Here is a 13,588-nt window from a genome sequence, read left to right on the forward strand (position 1 = left end):
GCGTCAGTTGCCTGATGTCCGCCCCCGGCAGGCCGGGGAGGCTGTGGCAATGACGTTCGCTGCCCGGGTACTCCCAAGATCTCTGGCCCTGCTATCCGTCCTCGCCCTGCTGGCCGTCTCCGGAGCCATCGGCCCGGCCCGGCCCGCCGCGGCGGCCACCACGATCCCGTCCACCGCCGCCGAGCGTGCCGAACTGGCCCAGTGGTGGGCGCCGGTGCACTTCCAGGACGTCGACACCAGCGGCGAGACCTCGTTCGGTGGCGAGTCCGACTACATCACGTCGTACGACTTCGACGGCGACCTCAACGGCCGCAACAACTGGGAGAACGCCAGCGAGTACCCGTTGGCGGCGCACGTCTACTACTCGGTGGTCCAGACCCGGAGCTTCACCTACCTGATCTACATGTTCTTCCACCCCCGGGACTGGGCCGACGCCGCGCTCGACGACTACGAGGAGGACGCGACCGAGCACGAGAACGACGCCGAGGGTGCCCTCGTGATCGTGGCCAACGACGGCTCCGCGCACGGCACGCTCAAGGCCGTCGTCACGGTCTCGCACAGCGACTTCTACTCCTGGGTACCCGAGGGCAGCGACTTCGCCAGCGGGGCCGAGGACGTCGACGGTGTGATCGCGACGCGGGGCAGCCCGCACGACGACGGTCACCAGCGCCCGTGGACCGCCCAGCAGGCCGGTACCCACGCCGCGTGGGCGATGGGTGCGACCCGGAAGCCCTCCCCGGACCTCGGAGACCAGTACCGCAACGGCGACGGGATCCTCTACTTCCCCGGCTCCACCGCCGAGGTGCCCGACGGGCCGAACGACCGGGACGTGCAGTACCGGCTGGTCGACATCTTCGCCGAGAACGGCATGTGGGCCAATCGCAACCTGATGACGCTCTTCGCCACGCCGAACAACTTCGCCGGTGACGACAGCGGCAACCCGTACGGCGCCGTCTGCGGCGAGGGCGGGGTGGCCGGCCCGGCGGACGGGGACTGCCCCACCGACGCCGCCAACCCGGCGTGGGCCTGGGACGACTCCGACGACCTCCCGGGCCGGGGCTATCTGGCCACCAACCCGGCCGAACTCGTGCACAACTACTTCGACTGGCCGGGCAAGCCCGCCTCCGCCGACCTCGGCTACACCTGGAACGCGTACAACGGCGTCACCCCGGCCGACCCCGTGCTCAACGGCGGGGCGGGTGACCCGATGGAGCAGCACGCCGGTGGCGACGACGGCGGTGTCAAGCCGGCGACCGGTGCCCACCACACGTGCCGCCCGGACGGGATGACGCCGACCGCCGGGGTGACGACGCCGTACTGCGACGTCTACCAGAGCGACGGCCGGGAGTGGCTCGGCCAGGGCCGGTCCCGGCGGGTGATCGGCTACTTCAACGGAGGCCGCACCGGCGCCGACGGGATGCCGTACTACCTGGTCAAGAACATCCCGTGGTCGAAGGTGACGCACCTGAACTACGCCTTCGCGCACATCGAGAACAACCGGATCTCGGTGGGGCAGGCCGGTCCGGGCAACCCGGCGATCGGGATGACCTGGCCCGGGATACGGGGTGCCGAGATGGATCCCGGCCTGCCGTACCAGGGGCACTTCAACCTGCTGAACAGGTACAAGCGGCTGCATCCACGGGTGAAGACGCTGATCTCGGTCGGCGGCTGGGCCGAGTCACGTGGCTTCTACGCGATGACCACCAATGCGGACGGCACGGTCAACCAGGGCGGGATCAACACCTTCGCGGACTCGGCTGTCGACTTCCTGCGCCGGTACGGCTTCGACGGGGTGGACATCGACTACGAGTACCCGACCGTGCTGGACCAGACCGGCAACCCGGCCGACTGGGACGCGGCGCGGCCCCGCCGACCGGGACTGCCGGCCAGCTACACCGCGCTGATGAAGACGCTGCGCGAGAAACTGGACCGGGCCGCCGCCACGGACGACAGTTACTACCTGCTCACGTCCGCCTCCTCGGCCTCCGGCTACCTGGTGCGCGGCATGGCGAACCAGCAGGCGCTGCGGTACCAGGACTTCACGAACCTGATGTCGTACGACTTCCACGGCACCTGGAACGACGTGGTCGGACCCAACGCCCCGCTCTACGACGACGGCCGGGACGCCGAGCTGGCGGACCTCTACGAGACCCCGGAGTACGACGGCCTCGGCTACTTCAACACCGACTGGGCGTTCCACTACCTGCGCGGTGCGATGCAGGCGGGGCGGATCAACATCGGCATCCCGTACTACACCCGGGGCTGGCGGGGCGTCACCGGTGGCGAATCGGGCCTGTGGGGGACGTCGGCGGGGACCGACTGCGCCCCCGGCACCGGACTCGTCCGGCCGTGCGGCAACGGTGCCGTCGGCATCGACAACATCTGGCACGACAAGACCGCCGACGGCGACGAGCTCGGTGCCGGGGTCAGCCCGATGTGGCACGCCAAGAACCTGGAGCGCAACGTCATGCCCGGGTACGCGGACAACGTGGGCCTGACCCCGGACGACCCCTCCGACGAGATCCGGGGCGAGTACGTCCGGCACTGGGACGACACCACGAAGACGTCCTGGCTCTGGAACGACAGCAAGGACGTGTTCCTCTCCACCATGGACACCGAGGGCCTCGACGCGGTCGCCAACTACGTGATCGACAAGGGCGCGGGTGGCGTGATGATGTGGGAACTGGCCGGCGACTACCACTGCCCGGCACGGGTGACCGGCCAGGATCCCTGCCGGATGGGGTACACGATGACCAACAAGCTGCACGAGCGGCTGGCCGGGGTGGGTGGCTACGGCGCCAGCCGTAACACCGGCAGCTCCGTGACGATGCCGCCGGCGGCCATCGACGTCCGGGTCGACCTGGTGGAGTACGGCTCCTCGGCCACGGCGCTGTGGCCGATGCAGCCCACCCTCCGGATCACCAACAACACCGCTGGCACCCTCGGCGGCGGCAAGGACGTCGAACTCCGCTTCGACCTGCCCACCTCCACCCCGCCGCTGATCAAGGACGTCAACTGGCAGACCGGACAGCAGGGCGGCAAGTGGCAGGTGGAGCCGGGGCACACCGGCCCGAATGCCGGCGGCGGCCTGCGCGGCTACTTCCACCGGGTCGGCGTCAAACTGGACTACTGCCAGATCATCCCGCCGGGGAAGAGCCTGGACATTCCAATCATCTACTACCTCCCGGCCACCGGGCCGGTGAACACCACACTCAGGGTGGGCGACCAGCGGTTCGCGCTGCTGCCGGAACACAACCGGGGCTCGTCGCAGACGACCCCACCGGCGGGCGGCTGCTCCGCCCCGGCCTGGGACGCGAGCAAGGTCTACAACCCGGCGACCCAATCGGTGGAGAACATCACCGTGAAGTACGCCGGCAAGGTCTGGCAAGCCAAGTGGTGGACCCAGGGCAACATTCCGGGTACCGGACCGGACGCCGACCACGAGCCGTGGCGGTTGATCGGTCCGGCGAGCTGAGTCGGCCGAGATCGGGGCGTCCCCAGGTCGCGCGAGCGAACTGCGGGGCGCCCCGGTTCGTCGGCGGCGTCGACCCGACGGCGGCGGTGCTACGATCGCCGGCACAGGTCATGAGCGCCAGCAGAAAGCCCCGGCTTGCTGGCCGGCAACCCTCCGTTCGCGGGCGGGGTGCTCCGGGTGAGGACCAGGCTCGACACGAGTGCTGTCGGGCAAGCCGCGAAACAGGAGGTCCAGGTGCCGTCGATCCCTTCCTTCGACAACGACACGACGTCCGAGCAGCACCTCGACACCGCGGACCAGCACCTCGGGTCGACCGGCCAGCCACGACTGCGCCTCGCTGGCGGTGGCGACGCCGAGCAGATCGCCCGGCTGCACGCCGACAGTTGGCGCCGGCACTACCGTGGCGCCTACGCCGACTCCTATCTCGACGGTGACGTCGTCGCCGACCGGCGCTCGGTCTGGTCGGCACGTCTGGCCGCCCCGACCCACAGCCGGACGGTGCTGGCCGAGGACGGCACCGGGCTCGTCGGCTTCGTCCACGTCGTGTTCGACCACCATCCCAGGTGGGGCAGCCTGGTCGACAACCTGCACGTCACACACGGCCGCCAGCGGACCGGCGTCGGCAGCAGACTGCTCGCCCACGCCGCCCGAGCCGTCCTGGAACACGCGACGGCCGGACGGATGTACCTGTGGGTACTGGAGCAGAACGCGGCGGCCCAGTCCTTCTACCGCGCCTGTGGAGCGCACGCCGTCGAGACGGCGGCAGTGGCACCGCCCGGCGGCGACCCGTCCCGACTCGACGGTGCTCCCCGCATGCTCCGGATGGCCTGGCTGGACCTCACGAACCCGAGCGGGCTCGGCAGCCGGCGCCGCAACAGCGAGTAGCGCGTCCCACGCCGATCGGCTCCCGCAGCCGCTCCCCGTAGCTTCCCGCGAGGCGGTTGGCGCATCGGCCGCGACGGCCGGCCCCGGGTACGCCTCCGGGCAGAGGTCTGCCGATCACCGACAGTAGCACCCCTCACGACTGGGTACGGCTCCACTGCTGGTTGGTGCCGCTGCCGCAGGTGTACTGGGTGACGTCGGTCCCGTCGGTGGTGCCCGCGCTCACCACGTCGAGGCACTTGCCGCTGTGCCGGGCCCGCAGTTGGAAGTAGCTGCCGGTGGCGACCCACTGCCACTGCTGGTTGGTGCCGTTGCCGCAGGTGTACTGGATGATGTTCGCGCTGTCGGCGGTCGAGGCGGACGCGACGTCGAGACACTTGCCGCTGTTCTGGTTGACGATCCGGAAGTAGTCGCTGCCGGCGTCCTGGAACTCCCATCTCTGGTTCCCGCCACCGTTCCAGCCGTACTGCTTGACCTCGGCATTGTCGGCCGTCGAGTTGCCCACCACGTCCAGGACCCTGCCGCTGTGCCGGGCGGTGATTCGGTAGTAGGGCGGTGCCTGGCCGGTGATGCTGCCGGTGCTGGTGTCGATGGTGATCGACGGGTACCAGTCGAGGCGCATGCTGGTGCTGGACGGGAAGGTGATCGGCAACCAGACGTACTGGGAGTCGTTGACGGGTCCGTTCCAGGCGCCGGCCCACCGGTCTCCCATGTAGAGGTAACTGGTGGTGGAGGTGCCCTGGATCGGAAGTACGAACGTCGGCTGCGAGCGGTAGGTCGTCGAGTCCCCGACGTTGGTCCAGCCGGTCCACGGGCCGGAGATGCTCGACGCGGTGGCGTACCTGGCCTGGTTGGGGTTCCAGCCGGTGGCCGCCGAGGTCAGCAGGAAGTAGGTGCTGCCCCGCTTGAACATCGCCGGTGCCTCGCGGTGGGCGTCGTTCCAGAAGTTGCCGACCAGGGTGGAGATGTTGAGGTAGTCCGCTGTCAGCCGGTAGATGTGCAGGTCGTAGTTCTCGTCGGCAGCCGAGATCATGTACGCGGTGCCGTTGTCGTTGTAGAGCGTGATGTCCCGGGACATGTGCTGCCCGAGCGGTCGGAAGCTGCCGTGGTAGGTGTAGTTGCCGTCGACGGTGGCCGACGAGGCGACGGCGGCCCGGGCCTCGCTGTAGTTGGACCCGTTCTCCTTGTGCATCCACATCACGTACCGGCCGGTGCTGGCGTTGTAGATGACCTTCGGCCGTTCGATGTTGGCGACCTGTAGTTCCGACGCGGAGGACTGGGTGAGGACGTTGTTGCGGAACTCCCAGTCGCGCAGGTTGGTGGAGCGGTAGACCGAGACGGCGCGGAAGGTGTTGTCCCCGTTGCGGTTCTCGCCGAACCAGTAGTAGTGGTTGCCGACCTTGAGCACACCGCCGCCGTGGGCCTGCAGGAGGTTGCCGCTGGTGTCCCTGAACTGCGTACCGTTGGTGATGGTCACCGGCTCCGCCTGGGCGGGCGTGCTCGTCCCGGCCACCGCGGTCACGATCGCCGCCGCGGTGACGGCGAGCGACAGCCCGAGCGACAGCAACCGCCTGGCCTTCTTCACTGTGGTGTCCCTTCTGCCCGTGCTGGTAGGACGGTCCGGCAACACCTTGGTAACCGAACGTCAATCGACGCGCCATACTTCGGCGCCTATTCATCCATGGACGTTGATAAATTGGCATCGATGGTGCCGTGCTCCGGGTGATCGGCGCTAGAATCACCTGCCCAGCTCAGGGTCGACGCGGCAGAGCCCGCCCATCGACAACCGTCGAGTTCTGCGAAGTGTGGATGGCGCGCCGGGCCACGGAGGGCGCCGAAAGTGGACCTAGGACCACCGGCGTCTCGGGTGCCAGGACGTGTGTCCGATCGGCCAACCGCTGCGACGATTTCAGGCATGACGACAAAGCTTTCCCGCCGGGGCGTGCTGGTCGCCGGTCTCGCCGTCGGTGCCACCACCGGCAGCGCACTGGCCGTCGGTAACGCGCTGGCCGCCGCACCGGGCCCGGCGCACGGCGTCGACTCCGCCGCCACCGGCTCCGCCGGAACCGCGTTCACCTCGGCCACCGTGATCGACCCGGCGTCCGGACAGGTCCGACCCGAAACGACCGTGCTGGTGCGCGGCGACAGCATCACCGAGGTCGGCCCGACCGGCCAGGTCCGGGTGCCGGCCGGCGCCGCCGTGGTCGACCTGCGCGGCAGGTTCCTGATCCCGGGACTGGCGGACATGCACACCCACGCGTTCGCCGAGCAGATCGATCCGGCGCTCTGCGTGGCGAACGGGGTGACCACGGTACGCGAGATGTCGGGCACGGCGGCCGTGCACGACTGGCGGCGCAGGATCGAGGCGGGCAGCCTGCTCGGCCCGCGTTACACGATCGGCAGTCGGATCATCGACGGCGCGCCGACGATCTGGGATCCGGCGGTGCTGCGCGTGCTCGCGGTTGCCGACGCCGAGCAGGCCCGAGCGGCGGTCCGCCAGGTGGTGGCGGAGGGCGCCGACTTCGTGAAGGTCTACTCGCGACTGTCGCCGCCGGCGTACCGGGCGATCGTCACGGAGTGCCGCCGGCTCGGAGTCGCGTTCGCCGGGCACTGCCCGGACGAGGTGCCGATCGCCGAGGTGGCCACCCTCGGGCAGGCGAGCGTCGAGCACATGTTCTGGACCGCCATCGACACCTCGCGGGAGGAGGACCGGCTCCGGGCCGAGATCGCGCGGATCCGGCTGGAGACCGGTGACTACAGTGGCTGGTTCGCCGCGATCCACCCGGTCGAGTGGACCGCCGTACACACCTACAGCCCGGCCAAGGCCCGCCAGGTGTTCGCACGGCTGGCCGCACGTCGTACCCGTCAGGTGCCGACCCTCGCCATGCACCACGCCCTGGACAATGCCCGCACCCTCGACCTGTCCGGCGACCCGCGCGCCCGCTACCTGCCCGCACCGGTCCTCGCCGGCATCCAGAACGCCCTCGACGAGATGTATCTCAAGGACCGCGCTCCGGAGGACGACCCCCGGTGGGCGGTGATGTTCGGCCATCGGCTGCGGATGGTCGGCGAGCTGCACCGGGCCGGGGTACCGCTGATGGTCGGCACCGACGTCGGCACCTGCGGGGTGTACCCGGGGTTCTCGGTCCACGACGAGCTGGGGTTCCTGGTCGACGCCGGGTTGAGCCCGATGGCCGCGCTGCACGCCGCGACCGCCGAACCGGCGAGCTTCCTCGGCGCCCGCACCGGCCGGGTGGCCCGGCACTGCGCCGCCGACCTGGTGGTGTTGGACGCGAACCCGCTCACGGCGATCGGCAACACCCGGCGGATCGACGGTGTGGTGGTCCGGGGCCGCTACCTCGACCGGGCGGCCCTGGACGGACTGCTGCGCGGGGTGGAGGAAGCGGCGGCCGCGATGTCCGCGTCGGCGCCGGCCGGTGCGGTCGCGGCGGTCGGCTGCCCCTGCCACGGCGCGGCACCGGCCGGTGCACCGAGGTTGTCGGCGTAGCGATCCCGGGCGAGCCCGATCCAGCCAGCGGTGAGCCGGGGTCAGCCAGCGGTGAGCCGGGGTCAGCCGGCGGTGAGCCGGGCGAAGTCGTCGGCTCCGAGCGGCAGGTCAGCGGCTGCCACGTTCTCCTCCAGGTGCCTGCGGGAGGAGGTCCCGGGAATCGGCAGCGTGACGGGGGAGCGGCGGAGCAGCCACGCCAGCGCGACCTGGCTGCGCGTGGCGCCGAGCCGTTCCCCCACGGCGCCGACCGGATCGTCACCGTCGATGGTGGCGGCCGTGGCCCTGACGGCGCCGGCGTTGGCGGCGGTTCGGACGGTGGGTGCGACGGGAAGCCACGGGATGAACGCGATGCCGCGCCGCTCGCAGTAGTCGAGTACGTCCTCCGAGCGCCGGTCGACGAGGTTGTAGCGGTTCTGCACGCTGGTGATCGGGGTGATCCGCTCGGCCGCCACGAGTTGCTCGACGGTCACCTCGGAGAGGCCGACGTGCCGGACCTTGCCCTCGTCCTGGAGTTGCCGGAGCGTCCCGATCTGGTCGGCCAGCGGTACCTTCGGGTCGATCCGGTGCAGCTGGTAGAGGTCGATCCGGTCGAGCCGGAGTCGGCGCAGGCTCAGTTCGGCCTGCTGACGCAGGTATTCGGGGCGGCCGAGCGGGATCCAGTCGTTGCCCAGGTTCACCTGCCCGCCCTTCGTCCCGATCACCACCCCCGTCCGGTACGGGTGCAGCGCCTCGGCGAGCAGCTTCTCGTTCTCCCCGAGGCCGTACGAGTCGGCGGTGTCGAGGAAGGTGACACCGAGTTCGACCGCTCGCCGGGCGACGGCGATGGCGCTGGCCCGTTCCGGGCCGGTCCGGCCGGTCAGCCGCATGGCACCGAAGCCGAGCCGGTGGACGGTCAGGTCGCCGCCGATGGTCAGGTCGGTGTTCTCCGCGAGTTGTTGCAGCACGGTTCGGTTCTCCTTGGAATTGCCGGCTTGGGTGTGGCGACAACTCTGCGCGGGGCTACTGATAAGGACAAGTGACACTTCATGAACTCGATCGCGTAGCATCGCTACGATGTTGAATCTCGAACGGCTCCGGGTGCTGCACGCGGTCGCGGTCACCGGGTCCGTGGTCGGCGCCGCGCGTACTCTGCAGGTCACCACGTCGGCGGTCTCGCAGCAGATGGCCCGACTGGAACGGGAGGTCGGGCAGCGGCTGGTCGAGCGACGCGGCCGGGGGATCGGACTGACCGAGGCGGGCACGCTGCTGGCCCGCGACGCCGGAGAGCTGCTCGCCCAGGTGGAGCGGATCGAGTCCGGTCTTGCCGGGCAGCGCGGTGCGGTCGCCGGTCCGCTCGCCGTCGCCGCGTTCGCCACCGCGGCCCGAGGGCTCCTTCCGGGGGTACTGCGGGAGTTGCGCTCGCGTCATCCGGACCTGTCGGTCTCGCTCTCCGAACGGGAGCCGCACGAGGCGGTCCCGCTGCTCAGCCGTGGCCTCCTCGACCTGGCGATCGTGCAGGACTGGGCCGACGACGTGCTCGACGTACCCGACGACCTGGCTCGCCGGGACCTGCTCGACGACCGATTCGACGTGGCGCTGCCGGTCGACCATCCGTTCGCCGACCAGCCCGCCGTGGCCATCCGGGACCTCGCCGACGCCGACTGGATCGGCTGGAGCGCCGGACAGATCTGTTCCGACTGGCTGGTCCGTACGCTGCGCGCCGAAGGGCTGCGGCCCCGGATCGTGCACGCCGCCTCGGAACACTCGACCCAGCTCGCCCTGGTGGCGGCGGGACTGGGCGCGGCGGTGATGCCACGGCTCGGCCGGGATCCCGCGCCTCCGACGGTCCGGTTCGTAGCGATCGATCCGCCGCCGACCCGGCGGATCTTCGCGCTCTGGCGGGCGAGCGCGACGGCCCGGCCGGCGATCGGCGCCGCCCTGGAGGCGCTCGTGCGGCACAGCCGCTGACCTCCCTCGTCCACACCGTCGGCCCGAGCGCAGGGGGCGACGGGTAGGCCAGGCATTGTTGCTCTTCTATTGAGCAAGCTCCGAGCCCGGTGTATGTTAGCGCTCACACAGCTGTCGGAGACGGCAGGCTCGTACCCGCCGGAGGTGGCGACGATGATCCGAGCAGGCGACCGTCCCCGATGGCTGTCGGCGGTCGTCGCCGCGCTGCTGCTGACCGCTGGGGCGGTGGCACCCGCGACCCCGGCCGGAGCCGCCGCGCCGCCACCCGGCCAGGCCACCCGGTACACGATGACCGCCTTCACCAACAGCAGCGAATCCAACATGTACGTCTACGAGTCCCCGGACGCCACCGGCTTCCGGCTGCTGCGTGGCCCGGCCTACACCCCGCCGTCCGGACTGATCCGGGATCCGAGCATCATCCGGCACACCGACGGGCGTTACTACATCGTCTACACGACCAACTGGACCGGGAACACCATCGGCTTCGCCACAAGTACCGACCGGGTCAACTGGACGTTCCTGCGCAACCACGCGATCCCGTTGACCGTGCAGAACACCTGGGCACCGGAGTGGTTCGTCGACACCGACGGCAGCGTCAACGTCATCGTCTCGCTCTCCACGAACGGTGCGGACTTCAAGCCGTACCGGTTGCGGGCGACGAACGCCTCGCTCACCGCGTTCGGCGCGCCGACCGTACTGAGCGGGATCGGGCCGAACTACATCGACACGTTCATCGTGAAGATCGGCGGCACGTACCACGCGTTCACCAAGCAGGAGACGACCAAGTTCATCGAGTACGCCACGGCGAGCAGCCTGACCGGGCCCTACACGATGCGGCGTACCGGCAACTGGGCCGGCTGGGGCGGCCCGCGCGAGGGTCAGGCGCTCGTGCAGTTGGACAACGGCGGCTGGCGGATCTTCTTCGACGGCTACACGAGCGGGCAGTACCTCTTCAGCGACAGCTACGACGGCTTCAACACCTGGACGGCGCCGACCCCGTTGCCCGGACTCTCCGGCTTCGCCCGGCACTTCACGGTGCTGAAGGAGACGGTCTCCGGTGGGGTCACCCTGCCGGTCAACACGGCCCGGTCGTTCCAGTCGGTGAACTTCCCGGACCGGTACATCCGGCACCGCGACAACCTCGGCTACATCGAACCGGTCTCCGGATCGAGCCCGGTGCAGACCCGGCAGGACGCCACCTTCACCGTCGTCGCCGGACTCGCCGACCCGAACTGCTACTCCTTCACCGGGACCGGCGGCCGCTACCTGCGCCACTACGACTACCGGCTGCGCCTGGACCCGAACGACGGCACCGCCATCTTCCGTGCCGACGCCACCTACTGCGCCCGACCCGGTTCGGTGGCCGGCTCGGTCGCCCTGGAGTCGTACAACCAGCCGGGCCGGTACCTGCGGCACTACAACTACGAACTGCGGATCGACTGGTACGCCGACAACTCCACCTTCCGGGCGGACAGCTCGTTCCGGCCGACCGCCGGGTGGGTCTGACCCCTCGGGTCAGGTTGCCCGGGCGACCTTCCGGTCAGCTCCGGGCGACCTTCCGGTCAGCTCCGGGCGGCCGGGGGAGCGGCGGTGCTCTGCCGGATCACGAGTGTCGGCTCGATCGGCGTGGTGCTGGAGAGCACGGGAAGCGGCCCGCCCGCCCGGCCGGCGGTGTCGAGCAGTTGCAGCAGGGTCGCCATGCCGCGCCGGCCCACCTCGTCGAAGTCCTGCCGGACCGTGGTGAGCGGCGGCAGCATGAACTCCGCCTCCGGAATGTCGTCGAAGGCCACCACGCTGATGTCGGCCGGTACCCGGACACCCCGCTCGTGCAGGGCGCGCAGCAGGCCGAGTGCCATCTGGTCGTTGGCGACGAAGACGGCGGTGACGTCCGGGTTGCCGGCCAGCGCGGTGCCCGCCGTGTACCCGGAACGGGCACTCCAGTCCCCGGAGATGATCGGCGGTACGGCGGCACCCGCCTCCTCCAGGGTCTGCCGCCAGCCGATGATCCGGTCGCCCGCCTCCAGCCAGTCGCTCGGCCCGGAGACGTGCCAGACGGTCCGGTGCCCGAGTTCGAGCAGGTGCCGGACGGCGAGCCGGGCCCCGGCCACCTGGTCCACCGACACGGACGGCAACCCGCTGTCCTGGCCGGCCTCGACCGCCACCGCCGCCATTCCCTGCGGCAGGCTGTGCAGCGCGGCGGCGGCGGCCATCTGCGGGGCGATGATGATCACGCCGTCCACGCCCTGACCGTCCAGCGCCTCGACCGCGCTGAGCACACCACGGCGGTCGACCTTCTCCAGGGTGACGATGCTGACCCCGTAACCGGCCGCCCGGGCGGCGCGCTCGATGCCGAGCAGGGTGGAGGCGGGACCGAACAGTATGGTGTCGAAGCTCACCACGCCGAGTACCCGGGAGCGGCGGCTGGCCAGGGCCCGGGCCATCGCGTTGGGCCGGTAGCTCAACTCGGCCATCGCCCGGACCACCCGGTCCCGGGTCTCCGGCCGGACCCGTGGGTGGCCGTTGATCACCCTGGAGACCGTCTGGTGTGACACCCCGGCGAGCCGGGCCACGTCGGTCATCACCGCCGGGCGTCCGGTCCGTGACGGCGTGGTCACGTGGTTCTCCTCCGCCAGCACAATCCCGCTACCGCCTTCCACCCCCGCCGGCGACGCCGGACGCTCGATTCAGGTTAGCCCCCTCACCATGGTCGACGGTCACGACGCCGCGCGTTCGGCCAGGTTACGTTTCGGTTCACCGCCCCCGATCGCCCCGGTTCCGACCGGAGGTCGGGTGCCGCCGGTATGAGGCAACTGCTATGCGCCGGGCGGCGAGCCGGACACCTAGATTAATGAGCATCGATCGAGGGCGTCGTTTTCCCGCCTTCCCCCGCTCCCATAAGGAGTCGCCATGCTCAGACGCCACCTCCTCCGGGCCACGCTCGGCCTGCTGACCCTCGCCACCTCGCTGGTCGGGGTCGAGGTCGCCACCGCGCCGGCCACCGCCGCGCCCGCGGTGCGAACGGTCTACTACGACGCGAGCCGGGCCGGGGAGTTCACCACCAACTTCACCCAGGCCGCACAGATCTGGAACAGCAGCGTCAGCAACGTGCGCCTGGTCGCCGGTACCCCGGCGACGGTGACGATCTACGTCGACAGCGGCTGGCCGAGGGCGTACGTCACCGGACTCGGCTCCGGCCGGGTCTACATGGGTTGGCAGGCCGTGAACCAGGGGTACGACCGGACCCGGATCGCCACCCACGAACTCGGGCACATTCTCGGGCTGCCCGATCGGCGTACCGGACTCTGTTCGGATCTCATGTCCGGCAGCAGCGCACCGGTCTCCTGCCGCAACGCGTACCCGAGCGCGGCCGAGGCGTCCCGGGTCGACGCGCTGTTCGGCGGCGGCCTCGCCCCCGCGTACGCCGGTGGCACGGCGGCGACCGTGACCGGCACGTACGTCTGGGCCGGCTGAGTGACCGCGAGCCGGACGCGGCCCGCTGGCGTGGACCCGGTGTCCCGCCGAGATCGGGAACCCGAAAGTGGAGGGTGCCCCGGCCGGGCTGTCGGTGGCCGACCGTAGGCTCTTCGGCACCCGGCGGGCCGCCCCCCACCGGTTGAGGCGATTGGTTACCTTGAAGCCGGTCGTCCAAGATCTGACCGGCCCGGACATCTCCAGGCCGGCGGTTTCCCGGTGTGGTGTTGGGGAGGTTTCGGGTGGGTTCGCACGGGTCGGCGGTGGCAGTGCCGCCAGGCCGGTTGGCCGTTCCGCCGCAACCG

9 protein-coding genes and 1 riboswitch are annotated in these 13,588 nt (G+C 70.4%); of the genes, 6 read left to right on the forward strand and 3 right to left on the reverse strand.

Annotated elements, in window-relative coordinates; genetic code table 11:
- Positions 1 to 49: 49 nt before the first annotated feature.
- Together CLT71_RS03480 and CLT71_RS03485 are read left to right on the forward strand one after the other, a co-directional pair.
- Complete coding sequence (locus tag CLT71_RS03480) at positions 50 to 3,475, forward strand: glycosyl hydrolase family 18 protein (protein ID WP_199187494.1); 3,426 nt, start codon at positions 50 to 52, stop codon at positions 3,473 to 3,475.
- Positions 3,476 to 3,581: 106 nt separating this feature from the next.
- Positions 3,582 to 3,697, forward strand: a riboswitch (SAM riboswitch).
- Between the two features lie 12 nt (positions 3,698 to 3,709).
- Complete coding sequence (locus CLT71_RS03485; protein ID WP_486483024.1) at positions 3,710 to 4,360, forward strand: GNAT family N-acetyltransferase; 651 nt, start codon at positions 3,710 to 3,712, stop codon at positions 4,358 to 4,360.
- Between the two features lie 133 nt (positions 4,361 to 4,493).
- On the opposite strand, the gene CLT71_RS03490 is transcribed toward CLT71_RS03485, so the two are convergent.
- Complete coding sequence (locus CLT71_RS03490) at positions 4,494 to 5,942, reverse strand: RICIN domain-containing protein (protein WP_101365821.1); 1,449 nt, start codon at positions 5,940 to 5,942, stop codon at positions 4,494 to 4,496.
- A gap of 330 nt (positions 5,943 to 6,272) precedes the next feature.
- On the opposite strand from CLT71_RS03490, the gene CLT71_RS03495 reads away from it, so the two are divergent.
- Entirely contained in the window at positions 6,273 to 7,865 is a 1,593-nt protein-coding gene (locus CLT71_RS03495; protein ID WP_101365822.1) for an amidohydrolase family protein, read from the forward strand.
- A gap of 62 nt (positions 7,866 to 7,927) precedes the next feature.
- Here CLT71_RS03495 and CLT71_RS03500 read toward each other — a convergent pair whose 3' ends face one another.
- Positions 7,928 to 8,809: an aldo/keto reductase gene (locus CLT71_RS03500; RefSeq protein ID WP_486483025.1), complete on the reverse strand. Its 882-nt coding sequence runs from the start codon at positions 8,807 to 8,809 to the stop codon at positions 7,928 to 7,930.
- A 109-nt stretch (positions 8,810 to 8,918) separates the two neighbouring features.
- On the opposite strand from CLT71_RS03500, the gene CLT71_RS03505 reads away from it, so the two are divergent.
- Entirely contained in the window at positions 8,919 to 9,812 is an 894-nt protein-coding gene (locus CLT71_RS03505; protein WP_101365824.1) for a LysR family transcriptional regulator, read from the forward strand.
- A gap of 153 nt (positions 9,813 to 9,965) precedes the next feature.
- Positions 9,966 to 11,318, forward strand: coding sequence for a glycoside hydrolase family 43 protein (locus tag CLT71_RS03510; RefSeq protein WP_101371106.1), 1,353 nt, complete (start codon positions 9,966 to 9,968; stop codon positions 11,316 to 11,318).
- A 56-nt stretch (positions 11,319 to 11,374) separates the two neighbouring features.
- On the opposite strand, the gene CLT71_RS03515 is transcribed toward CLT71_RS03510, so the two are convergent.
- Complete coding sequence (locus CLT71_RS03515; protein ID WP_101371107.1) at positions 11,375 to 12,391, reverse strand: LacI family DNA-binding transcriptional regulator; 1,017 nt, start codon at positions 12,389 to 12,391, stop codon at positions 11,375 to 11,377.
- 328 nt (positions 12,392 to 12,719) lie between these two features.
- On the opposite strand from CLT71_RS03515, the gene CLT71_RS03520 reads away from it, so the two are divergent.
- A complete protein-coding gene (locus CLT71_RS03520; protein ID WP_101365825.1) occupies positions 12,720 to 13,283 on the forward strand; it encodes a snapalysin family zinc-dependent metalloprotease in 564 nt (187 codons plus the stop codon).
- Positions 13,284 to 13,588: the final 305 nt, after the last annotated feature.

Source organism: Plantactinospora sp. CNZ320 (assembly GCF_002846275.1).

Excerpts from the sequence above, each read along its gene's own strand:
- CLT71_RS03510 (WP_101371106.1), top strand. The coding sequence starts at position 9,966 with ATGATCCGAGCAGGCGACCGTCCCCGATGGCTGTCGGCGGTCGTCGCC.
- CLT71_RS03480 (WP_199187494.1), top strand. The coding sequence starts at position 50 with ATGACGTTCGCTGCCCGGGTACTCCCAAGATCTCTGGCCCTGCTATCC.
- CLT71_RS03505 (WP_101365824.1), top strand. The coding sequence starts at position 8,919 with ATGTTGAATCTCGAACGGCTCCGGGTGCTGCACGCGGTCGCGGTCACC.
- CLT71_RS03495 (WP_101365822.1), top strand. The coding sequence starts at position 6,273 with ATGACGACAAAGCTTTCCCGCCGGGGCGTGCTGGTCGCCGGTCTCGCC.
- CLT71_RS03520 (WP_101365825.1), top strand. The coding sequence starts at position 12,720 with ATGCTCAGACGCCACCTCCTCCGGGCCACGCTCGGCCTGCTGACCCTC.
- CLT71_RS03515 (WP_101371107.1), bottom strand. The coding sequence starts at position 12,391 with ATGACCGACGTGGCCCGGCTCGCCGGGGTGTCACACCAGACGGTCTCC.